At 40.2% G+C, this 26,913-nt stretch carries 24 protein-coding genes; 19 read left to right on the top strand and 5 right to left on the bottom strand.

All coding sequences use genetic code 11. From position 1 onward, the window contains the following. The first annotated feature begins 314 nt into the window (after window positions 1–314). The 14 genes from FKG96_RS15135 (at window position 315) to FKG96_RS15200 (ending at window position 16,538) form a co-directional block, all read left to right on the top strand. Entirely contained in the window at window positions 315–1,925 is a 1,611-nt protein-coding gene (locus tag FKG96_RS15135) for a CTP synthase (protein ID WP_013666776.1), read from the top strand. Between the two features lie 65 nt (window positions 1,926–1,990). Further along, on the top strand, window positions 1,991–3,820 hold the full coding sequence (gene yidC / locus FKG96_RS15140) for a membrane protein insertase YidC (protein WP_130857721.1): 1,830 nt from the start codon (window positions 1,991–1,993) through the stop codon (window positions 3,818–3,820). 92 nt (window positions 3,821–3,912) lie between these two features. After that, entirely contained in the window at window positions 3,913–5,100 is a 1,188-nt protein-coding gene (locus FKG96_RS15145) for a PAS domain-containing sensor histidine kinase (protein WP_130857720.1), read from the top strand. A gap of 48 nt (window positions 5,101–5,148) precedes the next feature. Then, on the top strand, window positions 5,149–6,192 hold the full coding sequence (locus tag FKG96_RS15150) for a response regulator (RefSeq protein WP_149105705.1): 1,044 nt from the start codon (window positions 5,149–5,151) through the stop codon (window positions 6,190–6,192). Between the two features lie 138 nt (window positions 6,193–6,330). Continuing rightward, window positions 6,331–6,762 (top strand): lactate dehydrogenase, encoded by a 432-nt coding sequence (locus tag FKG96_RS15155; protein WP_130857718.1) that lies wholly within the window; start codon window positions 6,331–6,333, stop codon window positions 6,760–6,762. 9 nt (window positions 6,763–6,771) lie between these two features. Continuing rightward, entirely contained in the window at window positions 6,772–8,121 is a 1,350-nt protein-coding gene (gene hemN, locus FKG96_RS15160; RefSeq protein WP_130857717.1) for an oxygen-independent coproporphyrinogen III oxidase, read from the top strand. Window positions 8,122–8,124: 3 nt separating this feature from the next. Next, the gene (locus FKG96_RS15165; protein WP_130857716.1) at window positions 8,125–10,521 is read left to right on the top strand and encodes a heavy metal translocating P-type ATPase metal-binding domain-containing protein; all 2,397 of its coding nucleotides are present in this window, start codon (window positions 8,125–8,127) and stop codon (window positions 10,519–10,521) included. Further along, window positions 10,521–10,718, top strand: coding sequence for a cbb3-type cytochrome oxidase assembly protein CcoS (gene ccoS, locus FKG96_RS15170; protein ID WP_013666783.1), 198 nt, complete (start codon window positions 10,521–10,523; stop codon window positions 10,716–10,718). Before FKG96_RS15165 ends, ccoS begins: the two co-directional genes overlap by 1 nt. A gap of 83 nt (window positions 10,719–10,801) precedes the next feature. Beyond that, window positions 10,802–12,913, top strand: a complete 2,112-nt coding sequence (gene ccoN, locus FKG96_RS15175; RefSeq protein ID WP_130857715.1) for a cytochrome-c oxidase, cbb3-type subunit I — start codon at window positions 10,802–10,804, stop codon at window positions 12,911–12,913. A gap of 10 nt (window positions 12,914–12,923) precedes the next feature. Next, window positions 12,924–13,109, top strand: a complete 186-nt coding sequence (locus FKG96_RS15180) for a hypothetical protein (protein WP_013666785.1) — start codon at window positions 12,924–12,926, stop codon at window positions 13,107–13,109. Between the two features lie 9 nt (window positions 13,110–13,118). Beyond that, window positions 13,119–13,973: a cbb3-type cytochrome c oxidase N-terminal domain-containing protein gene (locus tag FKG96_RS15185; protein WP_130857714.1), complete on the top strand. Its 855-nt coding sequence runs from the start codon at window positions 13,119–13,121 to the stop codon at window positions 13,971–13,973. A 27-nt stretch (window positions 13,974–14,000) separates the two neighbouring features. Continuing rightward, window positions 14,001–15,386, top strand: coding sequence for a cytochrome c oxidase accessory protein CcoG (gene ccoG, locus FKG96_RS15190; RefSeq protein WP_130857713.1), 1,386 nt, complete (start codon window positions 14,001–14,003; stop codon window positions 15,384–15,386). Window positions 15,387–15,420: 34 nt separating this feature from the next. Further along, window positions 15,421–15,834 (top strand): FixH family protein, encoded by a 414-nt coding sequence (locus FKG96_RS15195; protein ID WP_165447044.1) that lies wholly within the window; start codon window positions 15,421–15,423, stop codon window positions 15,832–15,834. A 17-nt stretch (window positions 15,835–15,851) separates the two neighbouring features. Further along, window positions 15,852–16,538 carry a sulfite exporter TauE/SafE family protein gene (locus tag FKG96_RS15200; RefSeq protein ID WP_130857711.1) on the top strand — a complete coding sequence of 229 codons (687 nt, stop codon included), beginning with the start codon at window positions 15,852–15,854 and terminating at the stop codon, window positions 16,536–16,538. A 1-nt stretch (window position 16,539) separates the two neighbouring features. Here the strand turns inward: FKG96_RS15200 and FKG96_RS15205 are convergent, their stop codons facing one another. Beyond that, window positions 16,540–16,878, bottom strand: coding sequence for a Rieske (2Fe-2S) protein (locus tag FKG96_RS15205; RefSeq protein ID WP_130857710.1), 339 nt, complete (start codon window positions 16,876–16,878; stop codon window positions 16,540–16,542). Between the two features lie 239 nt (window positions 16,879–17,117). Between FKG96_RS15205 and FKG96_RS15210 the strand changes: the two genes are divergently transcribed. Both FKG96_RS15210 and queG read left to right on the top strand, forming a co-directional pair. Beyond that, window positions 17,118–17,450, top strand: coding sequence for a TfoX/Sxy family protein (locus tag FKG96_RS15210; protein ID WP_130857709.1), 333 nt, complete (start codon window positions 17,118–17,120; stop codon window positions 17,448–17,450). A gap of 54 nt (window positions 17,451–17,504) precedes the next feature. Next, window positions 17,505–18,440, top strand: a complete 936-nt coding sequence (gene queG / locus FKG96_RS15215; protein WP_130857708.1) for a tRNA epoxyqueuosine(34) reductase QueG — start codon at window positions 17,505–17,507, stop codon at window positions 18,438–18,440. A 138-nt stretch (window positions 18,441–18,578) separates the two neighbouring features. Here queG and FKG96_RS15220 read toward each other — a convergent pair whose 3' ends face one another. After that, complete coding sequence (locus FKG96_RS15220) at window positions 18,579–19,613, bottom strand: quinone-dependent dihydroorotate dehydrogenase (RefSeq protein ID WP_130857707.1); 1,035 nt, start codon at window positions 19,611–19,613, stop codon at window positions 18,579–18,581. Between the two features lie 81 nt (window positions 19,614–19,694). Between FKG96_RS15220 and FKG96_RS15225 the strand changes: the two genes are divergently transcribed. From FKG96_RS15225 to FKG96_RS15235, 3 genes are read left to right on the top strand one after another with little or no spacing between them, the layout of a single operon-like run. Beyond that, the gene (locus FKG96_RS15225) at window positions 19,695–21,620 is read left to right on the top strand and encodes an ABC-F family ATP-binding cassette domain-containing protein (protein ID WP_130857706.1); all 1,926 of its coding nucleotides are present in this window, start codon (window positions 19,695–19,697) and stop codon (window positions 21,618–21,620) included. Between the two features lie 57 nt (window positions 21,621–21,677). After that, window positions 21,678–23,006, top strand: a complete 1,329-nt coding sequence (locus tag FKG96_RS15230) for a type IX secretion system plug protein domain-containing protein (protein ID WP_130857705.1) — start codon at window positions 21,678–21,680, stop codon at window positions 23,004–23,006. Window positions 23,007–23,036: 30 nt separating this feature from the next. Continuing rightward, window positions 23,037–23,561 carry an acyl-CoA thioesterase gene (locus tag FKG96_RS15235; protein ID WP_013666796.1) on the top strand — a complete coding sequence of 175 codons (525 nt, stop codon included), beginning with the start codon at window positions 23,037–23,039 and terminating at the stop codon, window positions 23,559–23,561. Window positions 23,562–23,636: 75 nt separating this feature from the next. Here FKG96_RS15235 and FKG96_RS15240 read toward each other — a convergent pair whose 3' ends face one another. The 3 genes from FKG96_RS15240 to FKG96_RS15250 form a co-directional block, all read right to left on the bottom strand. Next, on the bottom strand, window positions 23,637–24,041 hold the full coding sequence (locus tag FKG96_RS15240; protein WP_013666797.1) for an EVE domain-containing protein: 405 nt from the start codon (window positions 24,039–24,041) through the stop codon (window positions 23,637–23,639). A 170-nt stretch (window positions 24,042–24,211) separates the two neighbouring features. Further along, window positions 24,212–24,709, bottom strand: coding sequence for a peptidylprolyl isomerase (locus FKG96_RS15245; protein WP_013666798.1), 498 nt, complete (start codon window positions 24,707–24,709; stop codon window positions 24,212–24,214). 27 nt (window positions 24,710–24,736) lie between these two features. Beyond that, window positions 24,737–26,755, bottom strand: coding sequence for a thioredoxin domain-containing protein (locus FKG96_RS15250; RefSeq protein ID WP_130857704.1), 2,019 nt, complete (start codon window positions 26,753–26,755; stop codon window positions 24,737–24,739). Between the last annotated feature and the right edge of the window lie 158 nt (window positions 26,756–26,913).

Consider the following 26,913-nt stretch of genomic DNA (forward strand, 5'->3'; position numbering starts at 1 on the left):
CACTTTTTAGCTATCGGCAACCAGCTTTATATTAAGCCTCAAGTTATAAGCAGTAAGCTTAAACGTATACAAGCCCATCGTCCCATCGGCTAATCATCCCATTGGCTAATTATCACATCGGCTATTCATCCCATCGGCTAATTAACGACTCCCTTACTTAACCATTCAACAACTCAACTACTTACGATATTTGCTAAGAATTAATCAATATATGACAAAAAAGACCAAAAAAAATTCTACTTTTGTACCCCGTACAAGAACATGCTGTAATTGCATTACATAAATAAACAGCAATAATTTCCATTTTTTATATCATGACCAAATACATCTTTGTTACGGGCGGTGTTACTTCATCTTTAGGTAAAGGTATTATTTCAGCTTCATTAGCAAAACTACTTCAAGCGAGAGGATACCGGGTTACTATTCAAAAATTTGATCCATACATTAATATTGATCCAGGTACCTTGAATCCCTATGAACACGGCGAGTGTTATGTGACTGAAGACGGTGCGGAGACCGACCTTGACCTAGGGCACTATGAGCGATTTTTGAATACACCGACATCACAAGCTAACAATGTGACAACCGGTCGTATTTACCAGCATGTGATTGAACGGGAGCGTGCGGGCGACTATCTTGGTAAAACGGTTCAAGTGGTACCTCATATCACCGATGAAATTAAACGTCGGATGCGTCTGCTGGGCGAGACAGGAGAATACGATATTGTTATCACCGAATTAGGAGGCACCGTAGGAGATATTGAATCGTTGCCATTTATAGAAGCGGTAAGGCAATTGCGTTGGGAACTAGGCAACAATGACTCGCTGGTAATCCATTTGACTCTTGTGCCTTATCTTGCTGCTGCGGGCGAACTCAAAACAAAACCAACCCAACACTCGGTTAAGATGCTATTGGAGTATGGTATACAGCCTGATATTTTGGTGTGTAGAACCGAGCATCGTATAGGTCATGATATCCGGAAAAAAATTGCCTTGTTCTGCAATGTAAACATTAATGCTGTTATTGAATCGGCTGACGCCTCATCGATTTATGATGTTCCGCTTTTAATGTTGAAAGAGCAGCTTGATAAAACCGTACTGGCGAAACTTAAGCTTTCCAATAAAAATGAACCTGATTTAGAGAACTGGAAGGCCTTTCTGGGAAGAGTGAAAAACCCAACCGCAGAGGTTAAAATAGGTTTGGTGGGTAAATATGTGGAGCTTCCGGATGCATACAAATCAATCAATGAATCCTTTATCCACGCAGGCGCTCAGAACGAATGTAAGGTAACGGTAAGAAGCATAGCTGCAGAGAGTGTTAATAACGACAATGTTGAAGAGAAATTAAAGGGCTTAGATGGCGTATTGGTGGCTCCCGGCTTTGGAGAGCGTGGCTTGGAAGGCAAAATTGCTGCTATCAAATATGTGCGGGAAAATAATATTCCGTTTTTTGGTATTTGCTTGGGCATGCAGGTAGCGGTGATCGAGTTTGCAAGAAATGTATTAGGATTGAAAGATGCCAATAGTTATGAGATGGATAAAAAAACCAAACATCCGGTTATTAACTTAATGGAAGATCAAAAAAATATAAAAAACATGGGAGGAACTATGCGTCTTGGGGCCTATCCCTGTGAGCTAAAAAAAGGTACCAAAGCGTCTGCCATTTATGGGAAGCAGCGTATCAGTGAGCGACATAGACATCGTTATGAATTTAACAATGACTATCTAAAACAGTATGAAAAAGCGGGCATGATTGCATCGGGTATCAATCCGGATAATAATTTGGTGGAAATCATCGAACTGAAAGACCATCCATTTTTTGTGGGTGGACAATTTCATCCGGAATTAAAGTCTACAGTAGCAAATCCTCACCCACTTTTTGTTAACTTTGTGGCCGCTTCTTTAATAAAAGCGGGGAAACGGTAACAATTTGAAATAAATATAGTCAATTTCAATAAATATATTTTAGACTGATTCAGTAATATTAAAAGATGGATAGAAATACCTTTACTGGCCTGTTCCTGATTATGATCATCTTGGCAGGTTCGGTATTTTTTATGAAACCCTCGGAAGAGGAGATTAAAAAGGAACAACAGCTACAGGATTCCATAGCGCAGGCCAAAAGTCCTGAAACAAAAAAAACGACGGATAGTCTTTTTGCAGCACAACAAGGTTTAGAGGCCTCTACAGTAGATTCGACGCAAATGTCGGGTCCTTTTGGTGGCGCGAAAGTAGGAAACGAAGAACTTATTTCACTTGAAAATGAATTTATCAAAGCAACAATCAGTACAAAGGGTGGCCGCGTTAAATCTGTTGAAGTAAAAGGAGAAAAAGATTACCTTGGAAAACCTTTGGTATTATTTGGAGGTGACAAAAATCGCTTTGGTTTACAGTTTTCAACGGCCGGTGTCAACATTAATACGAATGACCTTTATTTTATTCCGCAGGCTAAAGAGCCCATTGTGGTAGAGAATACGGATTCGGCTTCTTTGGTTATGCGACTGTCTTATGCTGAGAATAAATATATCGACTATGTCTATAGCCTGAAAGGTAACAGCCATCAGTTAGGATTTACCATTGTAACCAAAGGTATGCAAGATGTGGTGGCTCCTACCGAGACTAAATTAGTACTGAATTGGCAAGCCGATCTTCCGCAGAAAGAAAAAGATATGAAGGATGAGCGGAATCGTTCGACCGCTTACTTTAAGGAATTTGACGGCGATGTTAATGAATTAAGTACCACCAAGGATGAAACAAAGGATGTAGGAAAAACTGATTGGATATCCTTTAAGCAGCATTACTTTTCTAATGTCTTGATCGCAAAGAATAGCTTTAATGGAGGTACGCTTAAGGTAAGCACTGTTAATAGTGACGAAATTGTAAAATCGTTTGCTGCTAATATGAGCCTTGATTTTAACAGACAGGACGTTAATACGTATCCAATGTCTTTTTACTTTGGACCTAATAAGTTCAGCATATTAAAGGATCAAGGACACGATTTGGAAAAGCAGATCAATATGGGTTGGGGACCAATGAAATGGATCAACCGCTTTATTACGCTACCAGTGTTTAACCTATTGGAAGGCTTTAATTGGAACTATGGTCTCATTATTTTGGTGTTGACGGTATTATTAAAGATTGTACTTTCTCCGCTTACCTATAAGTCCTATGTTTCGATGGCTAAAATGCGGGTACTGAAGCCTGAAATGGATGAGATTAAAGCAAAGGTAGGTGAAGATAACCAAACATTATTACAGCAGGAATATCTTAAACTCTACAAACAAGCCGGTGTGAATCCGATGGGAGGCTGTATTCCGATGCTTTTACAAATGCCTTTCATGATCGCCTTCTTCTTTTTCTTTCCTAATCTTTTTGAACTGAGGGGGGAAAGTTTTTTATGGATGAAAGATCTGTCAACCTACGATTCAATAGTTAATTTTCCGATGATCCCGATCATCAATATAAATCACATTAGTTTAATGTGTATATTGATGACTTGTGCCACGCTACTATCCACCTGGTATAACAATATGGTGTCCGGAGCAACAGGACAAATGAAATATATCGGTTATTTTATGCCATTAATATTTTTCTTTGTATTGAATAGTTATCCTGCGGGTCTTAATTATTACTACTTCTTATCGACCTGTTTAACGTTTGTAATACAGTTCTTCATTAGACAATCAATTAATGATGAGAAGATACACGCGATGATACAAGCCAATAAAAAGAAACCTGAGGCAAGTAAAAAATCAACCTTCCAAAAAAGAATGGAAGAGTATATGCGTCAGCAACAACAAGCGGGCAAAAATAAAAAATAAAATTTTGCACTTGAAAGAAATCGGAAGGCGCGTTTCAACGCGCCTTTTTTGTTACGGTAAAAGTGTTTATATTGGGTGCTTAAGGTGCTTATATGGAAACAGGGAAATTACTTGAGGCGATTATTCGCAATGCGATTGATGGTATTATTACAATTGACAACAAAGGGATTGTAGAGTCAATCAATCCGGCTGCTATGGCCTTATTCGGTTACTCCGATAACAGCGAAATCATTGGTAATAATATCTCGATGTTAATGCCCGAACCCGACCGCAGTCGGCACGATTCATATATCCACAATTACCTGACGACCGGTGTAAAACATATTATAGGAATAGGTCGTGAAGTAAGAGGAAAACGTCGAGATGGGACGACCTTTCCGTTTCGTTTAGCAGTAAGTGAAGTGAATTATAAAGATCGGAAAATCTTTACGGGTTTTATTCATGATCTTTCTAAGCAAAAAGAGGCTGAAGAGAAATTGAAAGAATATACCGCGGAACTAGAGATGAAGGTTACAGAACGAACCAAGGATCTTATTAAACTGATTGGTGAGTTAGAGGAAGCTAAAGCGGATGTTAGCCTATCTTTAGAAAAGGAAAAGGATCTTAACCAAATGAAATCCCGATTTGTTTCTATGGCTTCTCATGAATTTAGAACTCCCCTTAGCTCCGTACAACTTTCAGCATCTTTAATTGAAAAGTATCTGGACAAACATGATTTTGATAATATTACCAAGCATACGAACAAAATTAAAGGGTCCGTTCAATTGCTTACGAATATTCTCAACGATTTTCTATCCTTGGAACGTCTGGAAGCAGGAAAAGTCACTGCTGTTGAGGAAGAAGTCAATTTAATCAGATTAGCAGAAGATATTATTGAAGAAATGCAGCTTTTGGCAAAGCAGAATCAACATATTGTTTACCAGCATACCGGCGAGATTGGCAAATTTCGGATCGACCCAAATCTTCTTAAGAATAGCATTCTTAATCTCATTTCAAACGCTATTAAATATTCGGGTGAAAACACGTTTATTGAGTTTAATAGCGAAATAAACGGAGATTCCTGTATTATTACGATCAAAGATAATGGGATAGGAATTCCATTTGATGAACAAAAAAACCTGTTTGAACCCTTTTTTAGAGCGAATAACACAGGAAATATTCCAGGGACGGGGCTTGGATTGAATATCGTAAAGCGATACGTACATTTAATGAAAGGTGAAGTAATGTGTAAGAGCGAAGTTAATAAAGGAACGACTTTTACATTGATCTTTAAAAATTAATTAGTTAATGGTTTCATGTCTTTGGTAAGCAGATAAAAAATAGTTTTCATGAAAAACGTATTGATCATTGAAGATAACGATGATATTAGAGAAAGCACAGTGGAGATTTTGGAACTGGCCGGGTATCGGGTGTTTAGTGCTACAGAAGGCAGATCAGGTGTTGAACTGGCGCTAAAAAATAAACCTGATATTATACTTTGCGATATTATGATGCCTAACCTGGATGGTTACGGTGTTTTGTTCCTGTTAGGAAAGCATCAGGAAACTGCAAGCATTCCCTTTATTTTCCTTACAGCAAAGGCAGAGCGTGCCGATATGCGAAAAGCAATGGAAATGGGGGCCGATGATTACCTGACGAAACCTTTTGATGATGTAGAATTGCTTAATGCGATCGAAACGAGACTTAGAAAGAAGGAGATTACTGATAAAAGGAAGCCCTTGCATATAGCAAGTGAAGAAGATCAAAATCATCTCCTCAACGATTTGCATCTTAAAGGAAGGGCAAAAAATTATAAAAAAAAGCAGAGCATTTATGAGGAAGGGGATAAACCACTTTATATCTACAAGGTTAAATCCGGAAAAGTTAGGAGCTATCTCTTTTATCATGATGGACGCGAATTATCTACTAATATCTTTACAACGGGGGATTACTTTGGTTATGAGGCACTTTTGGCACACGAAAAATATTCTGATAATACCCAAACGATTGAGGAAACGGAACTATGTTTGATTAATAAGGATGTATTTTTTGAGCTGCTATACCAAAATCCGGCCATTGCTCAGAAATTTATTGGTTTACTTTCTGAAAACATACGGGAAAAGGAGGAGCAATTATTACGGTTGGCCTATCACACCGTACGAAAAAGGGTTGCCGATGCCTTGGTGGTTGTATCGAAAAAATTTTTAGGAGACCAAAATGCCGACGAATGTGTGATCCGTATTTCCAGGGATGATCTGGCAGCCCTCGCGGGAACAGCTAATGAAACGATTAGCCGGACCTTAGCGGATTTTAAAGAGGAAAAATTACTTTCAAAAGAGGGGAATGCAATTCGTATTCATTCCATTTCTAAGCTGAGTACCATTAAACAATAATTATTGAAGTGTGTTTATCCTGTCATACAAAAAAGTAATGAATATTACTTTTTTGTATGACAGGATTCATCGTGTTCGTGCTCGATTCAATTTAGCTTTGTTTAGGCGCTATAAAAATAGCGATAACGAATCAGCACTATGAAAGCCACCGCTTACAGTATAAATGTCGATGAAAAAGAACACCTTGTTCGATCAAATGCCAAAACGCATGATTTAACGCTTATTTCGAATGCGTTGAATGCTTCCACTCTACCTTATTGCGCAGGAAAGACTGTTATTATTATTTCCGGAACAGATGTTTTGGACAAGTCCTTACTTATTTCTCTCAAACAAATGGGCGTAAAGAATGTGATCACCCGATCGAAATCAACTGCCCATATCGACTTAGCAAGTGCTGCGGAACTAGGTATTAAAGTAGCCAATAATCCCAGCAACGATCAGTCGATTGAAAATACAGCCAAACAGACCATTCACAATTTAGATTTATGGGAGGCTGGCCGCTGTGTCGGCCGTGCCTGTTGCTGTCATGACTGCATTAGTACGAATAAACATAATACAGAAGAAATCTAGCAAAGTAGTATGGAAAAGCAATTGATCAACTGCGCGAAAAAATATAATATAGCTGCACCGCGTTATACGAGTTATCCGACTGTCCCATATTGGGTAACTACTGATTGGACAGTTGACCAGTGGGTATCAGCTATGCGAGTTGCCGCTAATGTGGCCGGTGAAATCAGTTTGTATATACATCTACCCTACTGTGAGCGATTATGTACCTATTGTGGTTGTAATACACGGATTACAAAAAATCATAGCGTTGAGAGACCTTATATCGATTCGGTACTTCAAGAATGGCAACTGTATTTGGCACAAATGAGCGTAAAACCAAAAATTGTAGATCTTCATTTAGGAGGTGGAACCCCAACTTTTTTTAGTCCGGAGAACTTAAGCTATCTCATCAAAGAAATTATCCAGTATGCGCATGTTGATGAACATGCAGCTTTTTCTTTTGAAGCCCACCCTGCAAATACAACACGTGAACACCTGGATGCATTGTTTGCGCTGGGGTTTCGACGTTTAAGTTTAGGAATTCAGGATTTTGACGCCGAAGTGCAACGTATAATCAATAGAAAACAAAGCCCTGCGGACGTTATTCGTGTTACGCAAGAAGCAAGACGAATCGGTTATACATCGATCAATTTTGATCTTATTTATGGCTTACCAAAGCAATCTTTGTTGCGGATTAAAGACACCATTCAAATGACTATCGCTATGCATCCGGATCGAATCGCTTTTTATAGTTATGCGCATGTTCCATGGATGAAACCAGGGCAGCGCCTATATACGGAAGATGATCTGCCATCGGATGAAGCAAAATTGGAACTCTATTATGTTGGAAAGGAGATGATTGTAAATGCGGGCTACATAGATATTGGCATGGACCACTTTGCTTTTCCGACCGATAGTTTAGCACTTGCAGCTAGAGTAGGTAAACTTCATCGCAACTTTATGGGGTATACCGATATCAGGCCTTCCCTCCTATTGGGACTGGGTGTTTCGGCGATCAGTGATGTAGGAACAGCCTACGCCCAAAATGTAAAAACAGTAGAAGAATACCGAGGCATGGTCGAAAAAGGACAGTTTCCGCTTCAAAAAGGCCATTTACAAACGGAGCACGATCTTTCCGTAAAAAAACAGATACTTCGCCTAATGTGTGAAGGTAGGCTTCCTTTGTCTGACGTACAAGGTTCACCGGGAGTTCTAAAAAGGCTAAAACCGCTTATTGCAGATGGTTTAGTTTTACTTGGAGCAAAAGAACTGATTGTAACAGATCTTGGTAAGTCATTCCTACGCGTTATTTGTATGGCTTTTGACGAATATCATCATGCTGAAACGGCAAATAAACCATTATTTAGTAAAGCTGTATAAGATATGACCCCGCTTAAGGACATACAAAAGGAACAGCATTGTTTCCATTGTGGTGACGTAGTTGTAAAAGCGAATTATGAGGTTGACGGCCATGATTTCTGTTGCTTAGGTTGCAAAAGCGTTTATCAGGTATTAAACCAGCATAAACTTACGCATTATTACAAGTACAATACACATCCAGGCATCTCCGTCCGTAAAGATAAGAGCCAGTACTTTTATTTGGCAGATGAAAGCATCGCAAATAGCTTGTTGGACTATAAAGATGATCATATAGCCGTCGTTACTTTTTATGTCCCTACTATACATTGTAGTTCTTGCATATGGTTATTGGAAAAACTTCATAAGCTTCATCGAGGTATAACCAACACACGTGCCGATTTTCTACGGAAAGAGGTACGTATTACATTTTGCCACGACATCATAAAACTAAAGCAACTAGTTGAACTACTCACAGAAATCGGTTATGCACCGATCATTACCCTGAAAGACACATCGTCGAAAAGGAAGAAAAAAGACAGCAATAGACTGGTGAGAAAAATAGCTGTTGCGGGTTTTTGTTTTGGCAATTCAATGATGATCAGTTTTCCGGAGTATTTTGGACTAGGGACTTTTGAGAGAAACTATGCCCAGCTATTTGGTGTTGTCAATTTGCTTTTTACCTTGCCCATTATGCTCTATAGCGGGCAAGATTATTTCGTTTCTAGTATTAAAAGTATCCGGCAAGGGCGTCTAAACTTAGATATTCCGCTCACTTTAGGTATAATCGTTCTTTTTCTTCGCTCTGTGTGGGAGATTTTAACTGGCTCGGGAGCTGGGTTTTCCGATACACTTTGTGGCTTACTATTCTTTTTACTGATTGGGCGATGGGTACAACAAAAGACGTATCATCATCTTTCATTTGAAAGAGACTACCGATCTTACTTTCCGGTAGCGGTTACCAAAATTGATGCAGGCGAAGAAAAAACAGTGGCATTGTCCGCGTTACAGGTTGGTGATCGTATTTTGATCAGAAACAATGAAATTATTCCGGCAGATGCGATTTTGTTAAAAGGAGCTGCCTGTATTGATTTCAGTTTTGTCACTGGTGAATCAAACCCTGTTGATAAAATACTTGGCGAAATTATTTATGCAGGTGGCAAACAAACCGAACAAGCAATTGAATTGGAGGTGGTGAAACCCGTGTCACAAAGTTATTTAACAAGCCTTTGGAATGATCAGAAAAATAAGAAAGGGCAAGTTTCCTTTCAATCGTTCAGCAATAAAATCAGTCGTTATTTTACACCCATTCTCTTATTGATTGCTTTTATAAGCTTATTTTTTTGGTTTTACATAGGCGAACCCAGGCGAGCATGGTCGGCCTTTACGGCCGTTCTCATTATCGGTTGTCCCTGTGCACTGGCTTTAAGCTCACCGTTTACGCTATCAGCGGTACTTAGCGTTTTTGATCGGAATGGTCTATTTATGAAGGATACCTTGGCTATTGAAAAAATGGCGGGGATCGACACGCTGGTGTTTGACAAAACAGGGACCATCAGTACGCTTCATCAGGAGGAACTCCCATTCAAAGGTAGCTTGCCAGCTACGGAAGCATCCATGGTGTTTTCTGTATGTCGAAATTCCAACCATCCACTCAGTCGTAAAATAGTTCAATCATTACAGGGTACTTGCGAAATGTTGCCGATAAGCTCTTATGCTGAAATACCGGGAAAGGGAATACGGGCGATCATAAAAAATAAGGAAGTTTTAATCGGAAGTTATTCTTTTGTTGTTGGTACCGATGAGCAGTTCTATAAAGGGCCTGGCACCTATGTACGAATTGGTGGACATGTAAGAGGTGTTTTCTCCATGGAGCAAAAATGGCGAGATGGACTGGAATCGCTTATCAAAGCACTCAGCAGTTCGTACGAACTACATTTGTTATCAGGGGATGTTGATCGAGATTCAAGCGCCTTATCGTCTATTTTTCCTCAGCGAGATTATTTGAATTTTAATCAGCTACCGGCCGACAAGTTGCATTACATAAGCGGCTTACAGCAAAATGGAAAAAAAGTTGCGATGATCGGTGATGGTTTAAATGATGCAGGAGCCCTCAAGTGTGCTGATTTAGGACTAGCGGTGAGTGATGATGTTAATAATTTTTCACCGGCTTGTGATGCCATTATGAGCGGAACATCTTTTAGTAAGTTCTGTCGGTTTCTCGGATTTTCAAAAAAAGCAATGCATATTATTTACTGTAGTTTTGCTATTTCCCTTCTATACAATATAGTGGGTATGTATTTCGCGACACAAGGCAATCTATCGCCCTTGTTAGCTGCGATTTTAATGCCTTTAAGCACCATCACCATTATTAGTTTCACCAGTTTGACAACCAGGCTTTATGCTCGTAAATATACTTTGTAATGAGCGCAATATTCTTTTTGATAGCTTGTAGTGTGTTCATCGCGTTATTCTTTTTAGGCGCTTTTTTTTGGGCGAATAAGAATGGACAACACGATGATACCTACACCCCGGCCATACGTATTCTTTTCGAAGATGATGTTATTTTCGATGGGCAAGAAAACGAAAAAGGGGTAGATGAGAGCGAATTAAATAAGTGATAACAATCACCTTTTAGTCCGATCAATATCACTCGTCGGCTATTTGGACCATCGTACTTTTACCTCCGTAAAAATACTAAACTATGCAGCTTGAAACATTCAATTACGATAACAAAATTGTAAGAAATTTTGGTATAGCCACTATTTTCTGGGGAATTGTAGGCATGTCTGTCGGACTTCTCGTAGCAGTACAATTAGTCTGGCCTTTCATGAATTTTAATACACCCTTTACAACCTTCGGAAGAATACGACCTCTACATACCAATGCCGTTATTTTCGCCTTTGTCGGTAACGGAATTTTCATGGGCGTCTACTACTCCCTACAGCGCCTTCTCAAGGCCCGTATGTATAGCGATTTATTGAGCCGTATTCACTTTTGGGGCTGGCAATTGATTATTCTCGCAGCCGCGATCACTTTACCGCTCGGTTTCACCACTTCACACGAATATGCTGAGCTTGAATGGCCAATTGACATTGCGATAACGCTTATCTGGGTCGTATTTGGCATCAATATGTTCGGAACGATTATCAAAAGACGCGAGCGTCATATGTATGTTGCCATCTGGTTTTATATAGCAACCTTCGTAACGATTGCAGTGCTTCATATCGTAAACTCCGTTGAATTACCGATTGCTGCTTGGAAAAGTTATTATTTATATGCAGGAGTACAAGATGCACTGGTACAATGGTGGTATGGCCATAACGCCGTGGCTTTTTTTCTGACAACACCCTATTTAGGTATGATGTACTATTTTCTTCCAAAAATGGCGAACAGACCGGTTTACTCGTATAAACTAAGCATACTCCACTTTTGGTCGCTCATATTTATCTATATATGGGCCGGGCCACACCATTTGCTGTATACCTCTTTGCCAAGTTGGGCCCAATCGTTAGGTGTTGTGTTTTCAATCATGCTGATCGCTCCAAGCTGGGGCGGTATGATTAATGGTTTATTGACCTTGAGAGGTGCTTGGGATAAGGTACGTACGGAACCTACTCTAAAATTTATGGTGGTTGCGCTAACTGCTTATGGCATGGCAACTTTTGAAGGACCGATGCTCTCTTTAAAACAGGTAAATGCAATTGCGCACTTTACCGATTGGATTGTAGCACATGTGCACGTAGGTGCATTGGGTTGGAATGGTTTCATGACCTTTGCCATTTTATATTGGGCTATTCCGAAGATATATGGCACGACTTTACACTCTAAAAAAATGGCTAGTGTGCATTTTTGGGTTGGTACCCTCGGTATTCTCTTTTATGCCATACCAATGTACTGGGCCGCGGTCGTTCAAGGGCTTATGTGGAAGGAATTTACGCCAGAGGGTGTGTTGAAATATCCCACTTTTCTGTCGACGACTCTACAGATCCTTCCTATGCATATGTTGCGGGCAATAGGTGGTGCTTTATACCTTAGCGGTGCTTTACTAATGACCTATAACCTTATTCGTACCATGCAGAAGGGGAAATTAATTGCCAATGAACCGGCAGAAGCGATGGCGCTTCCTCCCGTCCATACGAATGAGAAATCAATTCATAGAAGACTGGAACGTAAACCGGCACTTTTTATGGTCATTGCCCTTATTGTTATACTGATCGGTGGTATGGTTGAAATGATGCCAACTTTCATGATTTCATCGAATGTTCCTACCATCAGTAGCGTGAAGCCCTACACGCCTTTAGAACTGCAAGGTCGGGATATTTATATCCGAGAAGGTTGTGTTAATTGTCACTCACAGACCGTTCGTCCCTTTCGCTCAGAAACCGTTCGATACGGAGAGTACAGTAAGGCGGGCGAATTTGTCTATGACCACCCCTTTCTTTGGGGATCAAAACGCACAGGGCCCGATTTGCATCGTGTTGGTAAAAAATACCCAAATAAATGGCACTATGACCATTTGCTAGATCCTACCCTCACCTCACCAGGGAGTATTATGCCTCCTTATCCCTGGTTGATCAATCAAAAAATAGATACGGCGAGTACCGCTGCAAAAATTACAGCCATGCGTAAATTGGGCGTTCCCTACCCGAAGGAGTATGAAAATTACGCAAATAAAGACCTGCTACAGCAAGCGAAATCTATTGTAGACGATTTGAAACAAAGTGAGGTAGACGTGCTAAATGACCGAGAAATTATTGCCATAATAGCTTACTTACAACGGTTAGGTACGGATATAAAAGTAACTGAAAAATAAATATTTAAATATGTTTAAGCAAATAATAGATTTAGGAGGAGATGAGTGGTATCTTATCCTCTCGTTATGGATCTTCTTTGTGTTTTTTGTTTTTGTGGCCATATGGCTGTTTCGCATGAGAAAGCCATACAGCGATTACATGAGCCAACTTCCACTGGAAAATGAAAAAATGGAAAACGAACAGGTTTTAGATTAACGATCAGGTATGAATAACTTATTATTACAGATAAATAATGCGACGTCCGAAAGGGGCTGGGGAAGCGGAAATATCCATCAGGATGTTTTACTGATAAGCCTGTTAATCGTGGTGTTGACGGTGCTAATTGCGGCGATCGTACTAAATAAGGCGTTTAAGACGATTGTTCATGTGATGATGCCTGAAATTGAGGCTGCTGCGAAAGCGGCTACCAAGGCTAAACAAAAGGAAAAGCGTGCGCACTTAAAACAATGGTGGAATAATGTAATGGGATTACGTCCGCTTTCGGAGGAAGAAGACTTAGTAATTGACCATGCTTATGATGATATCAGGGAATTGGATAATCCAACACCCGCCTGGTTTATGGGGCTTTTTTACGCTACCATGGTATTTGGTGTCGTTTATTTATCCGTTTATCACGTTTTTGGTTGGGGGATGAATCAGAACGATGAATATAAGAAGGAAATGCGCGTGGCCGAACAAGAGCGTAAAGCCTATTTAGCGAGCCAAGTAGACAATGTGGATGAAAATTCCGTTGAAGTAGACAAAAGTCCGGAGGTAATTGCCGAAGGAAAGGCGATCTTCGATCAAAACTGTATTGCTTGTCATGGTGCCGTTGGAGAAGGGGGAATCGGTCCGAATCTCACGGACAATTATTGGCTTCATGGGGCTAGTATAAAAGACGTATTTAAGACCATAAAACGCGGCGTGCCCGATAAAGGCATGATCGCTTGGGAGCAGCAGTTATCACCTTCTAAAATAGCACAAGTAGCCAATTATATTTTATCACTTCAGGGTACCAATCCGCCAAACGCAAAGGCTCCCCAAGGAAATCTTAATGAACAGCATCAAAGCGCGAATTGAGCGATATGCTAATGAACAAAAGAACAGATGAAACAAATGGCCTTAGCAACCAATACACAAAAGAATAAGAGGCGCTGGATTTATGCAAAAAAGGTTACCGGTAGACTTTTCAGCTATCGACAATATGTCGGATATTTCCTGTTAACGCTGTTGTTACTAGCTCCCTTTCTCAAAATTGAGGGTGAACCTTTTTTAATGTTCAATATAATTGAGCGCAAGTTTTGTGTTTTCGGAGCGGTATTTTATCCACAGGATTTACACATTTTTGTATTTGGCATGCTGATAGCCATGGTCTGCATTGTGCTTTTTACGGTTGTATATGGGAGGGTTTGGTGTGGCTGGGCCTGTCCACAGACTATTTTTATGGAATTGGTTTTCAGGCGCGTTGAATATTGGATAGAAGGTGATGCCAACGAGCAGCGGCGCTTAAATGAAGGGGATTGGACCAAAGAGAAATTGATGAAAAAAATAAGTAAACATACCATGTTTTTTCTTATTTCCTTCGTGATTGCTAATTTACTTTTGAGCTACATTATCGGTATTGATATGCTTTTTTCTATCATAACCGAACCCGTACAGAATCATCTCGTCGGTTTTATTTTCATTATGCTGTTTACGCTCGTATTTTACGCGGTATTCAGCTTTGTTCGCGAAATTGTATGCACAACGATTTGTCCTTATGGACGATTGCAGGGGGTACTTCTGGATGAGCAGAGCATTTCCGTTGTCTATAACTATAAACGTGGGGAACCAAGAGGGCCTATTCGAAAAGGGCAAGAAGCCGACTTGCGTGGTGATTGTGTGGATTGTCACTTATGTGTGCACGTATGTCCTACCGGAATAGATATCAGAAACGGGATTCAGATGGAGTGCGTTAATTGCACCGCATGCATTGATGTGTGCAATGGAGTTATGGAAAAAATTCATCGTCCAAAAAATCTAATCGGTTTTTATTCACAGAATGAGATTGAATTTGGATCGGCGCAAAAGAAAAATAAACGTGCGGTTGCTTATAGTGCGGTTCTGGTTGTACTTATCGGTGTATTTTTGAGCTTGCTGATCACTAGAAATGTAGTAGACGGAACCTTGCTACGGGCAAGCGGTACAAGTTATATTTTCAGAGATGATGGTACTGTTACCAATCTGTATAATATGGAGCTTACAAATAAATCGTCCAAGGATATCCCTTTTGATCTTAGCTGCGTTGATAAGCATTTTTCAGTTCAAGTGCTTCAAGCTAAAAAGGTATTGGTACCAGGTGAAACGGTACGGTTTTCCCTATTCTTGATAAGACCTAAAAAATCTATCAACGTATATAAAACCGATGTCGTAGTAAATATTAGTTCTGAAGGGAAAATCCTGAAAAAAATGAGGACCAATTTTGTCGCACCGCCCGCAGCCTCACGTAAATAAAGATTGTATTAATAATTAGGGTATGAATTGGGGAATGAGAATCGTTATAGGAATGGCCATCGCCATGTCATCCATCGTTGCTGTTGGAATCTATATGGTCAACCAAGACACAGACACGCTTGAAGAGACAGACTATTATGAGAAGGGGTTGGACTATGAGCGTGTCTATAAAAAGAAGGAAAATCTTGTTCGGTATCAACGAAAAGTTACCTTGAACGTCGTGAGAGATAGTTTGGTGCTTTCTTTTGCAGAAGAAAATAATAAGGGAATGGTCGATTTTATAAGGTCATCCAACAGATCTTTAGACCAACGTATTCATTTTATTACATCAAAGTCGGTCTACCGTCTCCCAATTAAAAACCTGAAAAAAGGGGTATGGCATATTAAGCTCGATTGGGAAAGTCAGCAGCGGTCTTACCTCCAGGAAGAGCAATTATATTTGAACTAAACTTTAAATATTAAAGTATGATTCTTGCTTTCTTTATTGGAGTAATTTCAAGTGTTCATTGTGTAGGCATGTGCGGACCTCTTATGTTCGCTTTACCGGCAATGAACGTATCGTGGGCAAAGCAAGTAGGTATACATCTGTTATATCAGTTAGGAAGGATTCTCACTTATGGTCTTTTGGGCTTTGTATTGGGATTACTTGGAGCTGGCACTTTAATACGGGGCTGGCAACAATATATGAGTCTTGTTACCGGCATTATCTTGCTCTTATTTGCCCTGTATTATTTTTTACAGCGGTATGGAAAAGGCTCATTTTCATATGGAGGCACTTTTTGGCAACCGTTGTTCAATAAAATGGGCTATTGGATCCAACGTCCCGGGGGACATTTTGTTGTAGGTCTGTTGAATGGCTTGCTTCCTTGTGGAATGGTTTATCTTGCTTTGGCAGCAGCTTTGAACACGGGGTCTCCTGTTAATGGGTTTATTTTTATGGCATTCTTTGGTTTAGGAACAGTTCCCCTCCTACTCATCGCTCTTGTTTGCGGTCATTATTTTCGAAAACGAATTCGTTTGAATTTTATCGGATTGATTCCATTCTTGTTTCTTATAATGGGTGTCTGGTTTATTCTTAGGGGGGCAAACTTAGATATAGCCTACTTGAGCCCACTACTCTATCCAAAGTCAGGAACAACGCTGTGTCATTAAATTACCCGCGAAATATACGTTGAAAAAAATTCCGTTTAATACCTACATACCAGTCTTCTCCCCGTTTTTCCAAGGCATATACGTTAATATAATTACCCTGCCCGGCTGCTCCATGTCCATTAGATAGATCAAAAGCATGCCGGTGATACGGACAGATGATCTGTTTATTTTCACACCAGCCTGCGCTTAGATCTGCACCGGCATGTGGGCATTTGTAGCTTGTAGCAAAAAGTTCCTGTTCGTAGTCGATCAAACATATCGTTTTTCCTCCAATCCTAACTTTTCTAATTGTGTTTACGGCAGGGAGCAAATCCGGACCTATCTTGTGCCAATAAAGCATGGATTATTCGTTGTTGGTTGTTAGTTATTAGTTATTAGTTGTTAGTTGTTAGTTATTAGTTGTTAGTTATTAGTTGTTAATTATTAGTTGTTAGTTATTAGTTGTTAGTTATTGGCTATTAGTTATTAAATTTTGTGTTTAATTTTTTATATTAGAAGTACGAATCCATATTATCTCTTGTCCATTTTCAGTATTGTCGGATAAAAATCAGTTTTGTTGCCATCAAAAGTAATATTTCAATGAAAGTTAATGAAAAATTATTAAACAGACTAAGGGAAGCTTTAATGGATATCCCAACAATTAAGGAAAAAACGATGTTTGGGGGCATTTGTTTTTTAGTAAACGATAAAATGTGTATCTGCGCGAGAGACAATCGATTGATGTGTCGCATCGGACCAGCTGTTTATGAGGAGTGCTTAGAAATACCTGGCTGTGAACCTATGGTACACGGAAAGCGTTTGGTGAAAGGTTACGTTTTCGTCTATGAAGAGGCATTTAAAGATCGAGCTGCTTTTGATCATTGGATCTCCTTATCATTGAAGCATAACGAAGCGCTGAGTCGACAACAATAAGCAAGCAGTAATTGCTACATTGTATTTAATACCCGATTTAACTAAGTTTGCACTATGTTAATTGCTGCAGAAAAGTACTCGAAATTAATCAAGGATGAAGCAAAGCGCTTAGGTTTTGCTTTCTGTGGCATTGCCAAAGCTGATTTTTTGGAGGAAGAGGCACCGCGTTTGGAAAAATGGCTAAAGGAGGAAATGCATGGCGAAATGTACTATATGGAAAACCATTTTGATAAGCGATTGGATCCTCGTCTCCTTGTGGAAGGTGCTAAGTCTATTATATCGTTAGGTTTTAATTATTTTACTTCTGATATACAGATAGATAAAGATTCTCCAAAGATATCCAGATATGCTTATGGCGTCGATTATCATACGGTAATTAAAAATAAACTTAAGTCGTTACTGCACTTTATGCAGGACGAGATTGGGGAAGTAGGAGGACGGGCATTTGTGGATTCGGCTCCGGTGCTGGACCGTGCTTGGGCTAAACGTTCGGGTTTAGGTTGGATTGGCAAAAACAGTAACTTAATTAATAGAAAAAAAGGATCTTTCTTCTTTTTATGTGAACTGATAGTTGATATTGAGTTGGATTACGATCTTGCTCCCACAAAAGACTATTGCGGAACTTGTACGCGATGCATCGATGCGTGCCCCACGGAGGCTATTGTTGCGCCGCAAATTGTAGATGGAAGTAAGTGCATCTCCTACCTGACCATTGAACTTAAGAACGAGATTCCTGATCAGTTTGTAGGTAAAATGGACAACTGGATGTTTGGATGCGATGTATGCCAAGATGTTTGTCCTTGGAATCGTTTTGCTGAACCTCATACGGAAGAGTCCTTTAAACCACATCCAGACTTATTGGAGATGACGAAGAAGGATTGGGAAGAAATTACTGAGGAAACTTTTCAACGCGTTTTTAAAAAGTCTGCCGTCAAGCGGGCAAAATTTTCGGGGTTGACGAGGAATATCCGTTTCCTGGGGAAAAGTTAAGTCGTTGAGTCGTTGAGTGGTTTCACTTCGACTACTTACCTATTTTCCTATTTGACTACTGCTCTTGGCGCACCGGTTGAGTTGTTAAGTCGTTGAGTGTTTTCGCTTCGACTACTTACCTACTTACCTACTTACCTATTATCCTATTTGACTACTCAACTTTTTACAGATTCGCTTAATCAACCCCGGACCTTCGTAAATAAATCCGGTATACAGCTGTACCAAAGAAGCACCGGCTTCCAGTTTTTCCAGCGCATCTTCTGCACTGTGTATACCCCCTACTCCGATAATGGGAAACGCTTTGTTTGATTTTTCCGACAGATAGCGTATTACTTCCGTAGAACGCTTGGTTAAAGGCTTTCCGCTTAGCCCACCTGTTTCCCTAGTTAAGTTGATCGGCGAGCGGAGCCCCTCTCTGTCAATGGTTGTATTCGTAGCAATAACGCCTGCAATTCCTGTAGTGGTAACAATTTCTATAATATCATCCAGCTGGCTGTTTGTTAAATCAGGAGCTATTTTTAAAAGAATCGGCCGAGATATGCCATTTTTAAGATTACGTTGCTGTAAAGTGTTTAAGATATGCATTAACGGTGCCTTTTCCTGTAGATCCCGTAACCCAGGGGTATTAGGCGAGCTGACGTTTACGACAAAGTAGTCGACCACATCAAAAAGTGCATCAAAACACAAAATATAATCATTTACCGCTTCTTCATTAGGAGTTAGTTTGTTTTTTCCTATGTTTCCACCGATAATGACTTCGCTCCTTTTTTTCAAAAACTTTAGTCTCGTTGCAGCAACGTCGACGCCTTGATTATTGAAACCCATTCGGTTGATCAAAGCTTCGTCTGCCGTTAGTCGGAACATGCGCGGTTTGTCGTTACCGGATTGAGGTTTTGGAGTAACCGTCCCAATCTCAATAAAGCCGAAGCCTAGATCCACAAGTTCATCCACATATTCAGCGTTTTTGTCAAAGCCTGCGGCTAAACCGATCGGATTTTTAAAAGTTAAACCAAAAACTGTTTTCTGTAGACGAGCGTCTTCATAATTAAAAGCGGCTCTGATCAGTTTACTGCCTCCCCAAATTTTATTAGCTGCTTTTAAGCCTCCCGTAACATTATGATGGGCCGACTCAGGATTCATTAAGAAAAATAGCGGTTTAACTAGTTTATACATGGCGCAAAGATGATGAAAATTAGGCAATGAAACAATTGACTGACTGAGGCAACGTAAAAAAATCGTACTTTTGCACCCGCAATGATAGCTATTAATAATTTAACTTTCGAAATAGGAGCCCGAGCATTGTATGACGATGCAAATTGGCATATAAAACCAGGTGATAAAGTAGGCCTTATTGGCGCTAATGGAACAGGAAAAACAACGCTGCTGCGCATCATAGTAGGCGAATATACGCCAACGTCCGGAACCATCTCGATGGCAAAGGACTTGAAGATCGGTTACCTTAATCAGGATTTGCTTTCTTACGAATCGGAAAAGAGTATTCTCCATGTAGCCATGGAAGCATTTGAAAGACAGAACCAGCTGCATGCTGAGATAGAAACCTTGCTGAAAAAGATGGAGACGGATTATAGCGAGGAATTAATTCATAAGCTTAGCGATAAGCAAATTGAATTTGAAGCATTGGATGGATATAATATTGAATACCGGGCCCACGAGATTTTAGCGGGCCTGGGATTTGATGATGAGCAACAGAGCCGAAAGCTCTCGGAATTTTCAGGTGGATGGCGAATGCGTGTTATGCTGGCTCGTATTTTATTACAGGCACCTGATATCTTGTTGCTGGATGAACCGACCAACCACTTGGATTTACCTTCCATTAAATGGTTGGAAGCTTATTTGCAGGCATTTGAAGGGGCCATTGTCATTGTTTCGCACGACCGTTATTTTTTGGACCGCGTTATTAATAAAACAGTAGAATCTAGAAAAGGAAAGCTTACGCTATATGCAGGAAACTATAGTTTTTACCTAGAAGAGAAGGCTTTGCGTAACGAGATTCAGGCTGGCCAATTTAAAAATCAGCAAGCTAAAATTAAACAAGAAGAACGGTTGATAGAACGTTTCCGGGCTAAAGCGAGCAAGGCAAAAATGGCACAGTCACGTATAAAAGCGCTTGAACGGATGGAACGTGTGGACGATGTGGATGACGACAACCCCACCGTCAATTTTAGCTTCAAATTTAGCAAACAATCCGGCCGTCATGTAGTCCGACTGGAGCATATTACAAAAGCTTATCCCGGTGTGCCTATTTTGAAGAACGCACATGCAGTGATTGAGAAGGGCGATAAGATTGCCTTAATCGGTGCAAATGGAAAGGGGAAGTCCACCCTATTACGTATTATTGCTAATGCAGATAAAGATTTTGAAGGAAAGAGTGAAACCGGTCATAATGTAACGACCACCTTTTTCGCTCAGCATCAGTTGGAAGCGCTACATTTGGAAAATGAGATCTTGCAGGAGTTACAGGCATTTGCCCCAAAACACACGGAAACAGAGTTACGCTCCATTTTGGGATGCTTTCTATTTACAGGTGATGACGCCTTTAAAAAAATTAAAGTACTTTCCGGCGGTGAAAAGTCGCGTGTGGCGTTAGCAAAGGCATTGACAGCGGATGCAAATTTTCTGATTCTTGATGAGCCTACCAACCATTTGGATATCCAATCGGTTAATATCCTCATCCAAGCACTTCAACAATACGAGGGTACATTGATCACCGTTTCGCACGATCGCTTCTTTTTAGATAGTGTAGCTAACAAGATCTGGTACATTGAAAATCAGGAAATAAAAGAATATCCCGGAACCTATAAGGAGTATGAAGAGTGGCAGTGGAAAAGACCGATAGTAAAAGAAAAGCCGCTGGTAAATACAACTCCTAAGAAAGAGGAAAATAAAAAAATTAATACTTATCATGCAGAAACGCCGGATAAGCACAAACAATTGCAGAAGCTGAATAAAGAATTGAGTGTTTTAGAAGAAAAAGTGGGGGAATTGGAAAAGGAGGTTACAGCTATTGAAGAGCAATTAACCGATCAGGCTTTGTACAATAACCCGCAACAATTAAAAGAAATTAATTTACGCTATGACAGCAAGAAAGCGGAGCTCTCTCAATTTCAGCAGAGATGGGAAACGCTGGCCGATGAAATTTTGACACTAGAAGGGACTTAAATCGGACTATTGTATCGAAATTCTTGTAAATTAGGCGGCACTAATACCAATTGATACATGAGATTTTCTTTAGGCCTCTTCTTTATGCTTGTTGTATTCAATGCAACACAGGTGTCTGCGCAGAAAAAAGAGAAAAAACGGGTTCGAATGGAACGCTCTCCGGAGCAAGACCTTCGATACGAAGATGTAAACTATTTACCCGTGATAAAATCAGTTCAATTTTATCACGCGAAGGAAGAACAATCGCTTCCCCTGATGACATTGGGTGGAGGAGATCAGTTTTTTCTTTCCTTTGATGATTTGCGAGCAGATAATCGTACTTATTATTACACAATCGAACACTGCACCTCTGACTGGCGTAGTAGCAATCTTTCCACTATTGAGTATATCGATGGCCTTACGGAAGATCGCTTGTATGATTATAAAAGTTCCGTTAATACGCTCCAGGCATATACGCATTACGAACTTCGATTTCCTAATGAAGGCAGTATGATGCCGAAGCTGCCCGGCAACTATCTCCTAAAGGTTTATGAGGATGCGGATAAAGCAAGATTGATTTTAACCAGAAGGTTTTACGTTTTAAGACAAGATGTAAGTGTGGGTATTAAGACACTTCCCTCTTTTAATGTGATAAAAAGGAAGGAAAACCAAAAACTAAACCTTGAGATCAATCTGGGTAACATCCAACTTAATAACCCTTATCAGGATATCAAACTGGTTGTAAAGCAAAATCGTAGGGATGATGTGCAAGAAGTACTGACGAAGCCAATGTTTGTAAGGGACGGACAACTTATCTATAATAATAATGCGACCTTAGACTTTGATGGAGGAAATGAGTTCAGAAATTTAGATTTAAGAAGTTTCCGTCTATTATCCGGTCAGATCAGTGCAAGCAGCAAAGATAGCATACGGCGAATGTCCGTTATGTTGGATCATGACCTGTCTCAAGAATCTTATAGCTTCTCTTACGACGAGGATGGAAAGTTTTTTTTGCGTAATAGCGATTTTGAGAATAGTGACTTTGAAGGCGATTATGCAGCTGTGACTTTCACCTTAAAAACGTCATCGCCTCCTGCTGCGAACGAAAAGATCTACATTGCCGGATTATTTAACAACTTTGCGACAGATGGGACTAACGAAATGAAATATGATCCGGATCAAAAGCAATGGCAAGGAGAGCTGCTTCTTAAACAAGGGCTTTATCATTACACTTATATCAGCAAGATAAATGGTAAAGAACAGTTAAATAGGTATGATGGACATCATTTTGAAACAGGCAATACCTACGATGTATTTGTGTATTATCGGAAGCCGGCTACACGCTGGGAAGAATTAATCGGATTTGGTACCGTAAATACATCCAGTAAGGGGCCGATTCGCGATTAATATCTTGTTGGGTTTACCTATCTTTGCGGCATGAACAAGAAATTTGCAAAGGAATCATTCACTATTATGAATGAACTGGTTTTACCAAATGATACCAACACGCTTAATAATTTGATGGGCGGAAGGCTATTGCATTGGATGGATATAGCCGCAGCTATATCCGCTCAGAAGCATTGCAATCGGATTGTCGTAACAGCGTCCGTTGATAACGTATCATTTCGCCATCCTGTTAAGTTGGGAGATGTGATTAGTATAGAGGCAAAGGTTACGAGAGCTTTTAATACATCGGTTGAAGTGCAGCTTCAGGTATATGCCCAGAATATTCCATCTGGAAGTAGAATTAAGTCAAACGAGGCTTTTTACACTTTCGTAGCAATTGACCAGAATTCACGTACGATTGCGGTTCCCGAATTGGTGCCGGAGACAGAGGAAGAAAAAGAATTATTTGATGGTGCTTTACGTCGCCGCCAGTTACGTTTGATACTTGCAGGGAAGATGAAACCCGAAGAAGCCAGTGAACTATACAATTTCTTTAACCAAATAGGCGCTAAATAAGGTATATGGTTTAGGATATAAGGTTAAAGGTAAAATCTCTTACACATTTACCTTTATCCTCCCAACCTTCTACAATTAGCTTCCAAGCGCTACGATACGATCGAACTCTTCTGGTGCTAAGGGCATCACGGATAAACGTCCCTGTCTTACAAGAGCTATATCCTGCAACTGCTCATCGGCTTTTATTGTCTCCAGCGTGACAGGCTTCTTCAAGGTTTGAAGCGGAGCCAGATCTACAACAACCCAACGTTCATCGCTGGTAGTTGGGTCTTGGTAAGCTTCTTTCACAACTTTCGCAATTCCGACGACTTCTTTCCCTTCATTGCTATGATAAAATAACACTAAGTCGCCCTTTTTCATTGCTTTCAAGTTATTGCGCGCTTGGTAATTTCGGACGCCATCCCAAAAGGTTTGCTTATCTTTTAAAAATTGTTGCCAGCTATATTTAAAGGGTTCTGATTTAACCAGGAAATAATTCATATGTAATAAAGTCTATCGCTGCTGCGAACTTACGTAAATTCACTTTTTTTCACAAGTGCTCATTTTGTAGTTCAAGATCGCTCCGCTAATGCTTCAAATTAGAAGAGATATAAAAATAAAAAGGAGCGCCGCAATGGCGCCCCGTTTAAAAGAACAAGAAATTTCTAATATTAGTGTCCACTATCTCCGTCAATTCCGTGCGCGTGTCCATGCGACAGTTCGTCTTCGGTAGCCTCACGTACATTTAAAATCTCGATATCGAAATGTAAATTTTGTCCGGCCATCGGGTGATTAAGATCGACAACGACCGCTTCGGGACTAACTTCTACCACGCGTGCACGGAACTGATTACCCTGATTGTCTTGCAAGGGAAGAATTTCACCAACCGGAGGAATGCCCGATTCTTTAAACATATCAGCAGGAAGCTGTGCAACGGCACTGTCATCTTTTTCACCATATGCATCCACTGCTAACAATTCAAAATCAACGGTGTCTCCTTGCTTAAGACCTTCGATATTCTCCTCAAATTTTGGAAGCATCATTCCTACTCCATATAGAAACACAAGCGGATTCGATTTGTCTGCCTCTTCAACAAACTCTTTTTCTCCGTTGTTGATGGTGTGCAATTTGTAAGTAAGCGCTACTACGCTGTTTGGTGTAATGGTCATTTTTATAAAATTATGGAAACCTTCTTGTTAGGCCTCCTGTTTAAGAATTAAATTTTCTACGTCCTTTAAATTATCAACTGGTAAACTGCATGTATTGTTTTTACAAACATAAATTAGACTACGTTCAGTAACTCTATTTCTTAAAAGTGGCAGGTTCTCCTCTACGCCGCCCAAAATAACTTTATTGGGACTATAAATCTTTTGATCGATAGCGATCCGTAAATCATTTGATTGCGGTCCGGTAATCGCTATTTCATGGAAACCGTACACTTCTTCAAGTAAGCGGATTGCCCAGTTGGAGTATGCAGACCCATAAGTTCTAATCTGTGGAAAAACATTAGCCAATAACTGCGCTGCAATTTCCTTATAAGTTGAATCCTCAAAAATTACGCCTAACTTATTTAGTTGATGTGCCATCACTGAATTGGAGGATGGAATCACGTTGTCCATTATTTCAAATTTCCGTGTAATCAGCACTTCTGTTAAGTCGGAGGTATAGTAAAATGCACCGGCCTGCCGGTCATAGAATTGTGCAAGTGTGTAATCTGCCAATGATTTAGCTTGATCCAACCACGCTTTATTAAAGGTTACCTCATAAAGTGCGATGAAGGCCTCAATAACAAACGCATAGTCATCCAAAAACGCCGTTATCGTTTTAAAAGGAGTTTGAGGTTGATGTAAAAGTGTGCCTTCCTCAGTGATCAACTTACGAAGAATAAAATGCGCATTTCGTTCTGCTACGGTAAGGTATTCCTTCTTATTGAATGTTCGATAAGCATCTATATAAGCTTTTAACATCATGGCGTTCCAGCTTGTCAATATTTTATTATCGAGGCCGGGACGTATACGCTGCTCTCTGTAGTGGCGTATTTTCTTTTTGATATCTTTTAAATAAGTTTCCCACTCCTCTTTACTGTAGCCGGCTTGTTCTGCCAATTTGTCTGCATCAAGCCTTGTTTTCAGTACATTCGTTTTTTCTTCCGGCCAGTTACCTGCTGCTGTTATTGAAAAATACGAGATGAATAAATCGGCATCTTTTCCCAGCAGATTGTCGATTTCTTCTTGTTGAAAAGTATAATACTTTCCCTCAACACCTTCGCTATCTGCGTCCAGTGCGCTATAAAAGGCGCCTTCTGCTGACGTCATTTCACGATCGACCCATTGAAGGGTCTCCTCTACCACACGTTTATAAAGCGGCTCCGGTTTTTGCAGATAAGCCTCGGCATATAAGCTTATGAGTTGCGCATTATCGTAAAGCATCTTTTCGAAGTGTGGGATATGCCATTGTCCATCAACCGCATAACGGGCAAAGCCGCCACCTACCTGATCGTATAAGCCTCCGGCAGCTATATGTTGCAGTGTAAAATGCGTATGCTCCAGTATATCCGCGTCATTTGCCAGGTGGCCGTAACGAAGAAAGAATAACCAGTTGTTTGGCAAAGGAAATTTAGGAGCCCTTTTGTAGCCTCCATCTATCGGATCGAAAGTTTGCTGCCAAGGTTTTACGATCTCTTTTAGATCATCTTCACTGTATTTCTCGGGAATCTTACTGATTCTGAAAGTTTCGCTTTCCGTGATTCCCTGTGCCAGCTTTTCAGCATATTCGATTGCCGTTTCCGGTTCGTTTGCCCAAAGTGCCTGCACTTGGTTCAATACATTTACCCAATCGGCCGGCCGAAAATAAGTCCCGCCATAAACCGGTCGACCGTCCGGAAGGCAGATGCAATTTAATGGCCAGCCACCACTGTTTGTCATCAACTGAACGGCAGTCATATAAATCTGATCGATGTCGGGCCGTTCCTCCCTATCCACTTTGATAGAAATATAGTGACGGTTCATTACTTGGGCAACCTCTTTGTTTTCAAAACTTTCTCTTTCCATCACATGGCACCAATGGCACGCGGAATAGCCAATGCTAACAATAAGTAATTTGTTTTCGGCTTTGGCTTTACTTAAAGCTTCATCTCCCCAAGGATACCAGTCAACCGGGTTATGTTGGTGTTGTTTAAGGTATGGAGAGCTTTCGTTTTGAAGGTGATTTGCCATAATAGATGTAAAGGTAGTATTATAATGTTATTTTATGATTATTAATGGTTTTTCTTTTTGCTGACCTTCTTTAGATCGAATAAGGATTTCGTCTTAAAATAAGGTCACTTCGGTGAAAACAGTTATCTTGCGAATTATATTGATTGATGGTCGGATGT

The organism is Olivibacter sp. LS-1, assembly GCF_008245145.1.
Lineage (GTDB): Bacteria > Bacteroidota > Bacteroidia > Sphingobacteriales > Sphingobacteriaceae > Olivibacter > Olivibacter oleidegradans.

Bases quoted from the DNA above. Each gene is read 5' to 3' on its own strand.
- FKG96_RS15135 (WP_013666776.1), top strand. From the start codon at position 315: ATGACCAAATACATCTTTGTTACGGGCGGTGTTACTTCATCTTTAGGT.
- yidC (WP_130857721.1), top strand. From the start codon at position 1,991: ATGGATAGAAATACCTTTACTGGCCTGTTCCTGATTATGATCATCTTG.
- FKG96_RS15145 (WP_130857720.1), top strand. From the start codon at position 3,913: ATGGAAACAGGGAAATTACTTGAGGCGATTATTCGCAATGCGATTGAT.
- FKG96_RS15150 (WP_149105705.1), top strand. From the start codon at position 5,149: ATGAAAAACGTATTGATCATTGAAGATAACGATGATATTAGAGAAAGC.
- FKG96_RS15155 (WP_130857718.1), top strand. From the start codon at position 6,331: ATGAAAGCCACCGCTTACAGTATAAATGTCGATGAAAAAGAACACCTT.
- hemN (WP_130857717.1), top strand. From the start codon at position 6,772: ATGGAAAAGCAATTGATCAACTGCGCGAAAAAATATAATATAGCTGCA.
- FKG96_RS15165 (WP_130857716.1), top strand. From the start codon at position 8,125: ATGACCCCGCTTAAGGACATACAAAAGGAACAGCATTGTTTCCATTGT.
- ccoS (WP_013666783.1), top strand. From the start codon at position 10,521: ATGAGCGCAATATTCTTTTTGATAGCTTGTAGTGTGTTCATCGCGTTA.
- ccoN (WP_130857715.1), top strand. From the start codon at position 10,802: ATGCAGCTTGAAACATTCAATTACGATAACAAAATTGTAAGAAATTTT.
- FKG96_RS15180 (WP_013666785.1), top strand. From the start codon at position 12,924: ATGTTTAAGCAAATAATAGATTTAGGAGGAGATGAGTGGTATCTTATC.
- FKG96_RS15185 (WP_130857714.1), top strand. From the start codon at position 13,119: ATGAATAACTTATTATTACAGATAAATAATGCGACGTCCGAAAGGGGC.
- ccoG (WP_130857713.1), top strand. From the start codon at position 14,001: ATGAAACAAATGGCCTTAGCAACCAATACACAAAAGAATAAGAGGCGC.
- FKG96_RS15195 (WP_165447044.1), top strand. From the start codon at position 15,421: ATGAGAATCGTTATAGGAATGGCCATCGCCATGTCATCCATCGTTGCT.
- FKG96_RS15200 (WP_130857711.1), top strand. From the start codon at position 15,852: ATGATTCTTGCTTTCTTTATTGGAGTAATTTCAAGTGTTCATTGTGTA.
- FKG96_RS15205 (WP_130857710.1), bottom strand. From the start codon at position 16,878: ATGCTTTATTGGCACAAGATAGGTCCGGATTTGCTCCCTGCCGTAAAC.
- FKG96_RS15210 (WP_130857709.1), top strand. From the start codon at position 17,118: ATGAAAGTTAATGAAAAATTATTAAACAGACTAAGGGAAGCTTTAATG.
- queG (WP_130857708.1), top strand. From the start codon at position 17,505: ATGTTAATTGCTGCAGAAAAGTACTCGAAATTAATCAAGGATGAAGCA.
- FKG96_RS15220 (WP_130857707.1), bottom strand. From the start codon at position 19,613: ATGTATAAACTAGTTAAACCGCTATTTTTCTTAATGAATCCTGAGTCG.
- FKG96_RS15225 (WP_130857706.1), top strand. From the start codon at position 19,695: ATGATAGCTATTAATAATTTAACTTTCGAAATAGGAGCCCGAGCATTG.
- FKG96_RS15230 (WP_130857705.1), top strand. From the start codon at position 21,678: ATGAGATTTTCTTTAGGCCTCTTCTTTATGCTTGTTGTATTCAATGCA.
- FKG96_RS15235 (WP_013666796.1), top strand. From the start codon at position 23,037: ATGAACAAGAAATTTGCAAAGGAATCATTCACTATTATGAATGAACTG.
- FKG96_RS15240 (WP_013666797.1), bottom strand. From the start codon at position 24,041: ATGAATTATTTCCTGGTTAAATCAGAACCCTTTAAATATAGCTGGCAA.
- FKG96_RS15245 (WP_013666798.1), bottom strand. From the start codon at position 24,709: ATGACCATTACACCAAACAGCGTAGTAGCGCTTACTTACAAATTGCAC.
- FKG96_RS15250 (WP_130857704.1), bottom strand. From the start codon at position 26,755: ATGGCAAATCACCTTCAAAACGAAAGCTCTCCATACCTTAAACAACAC.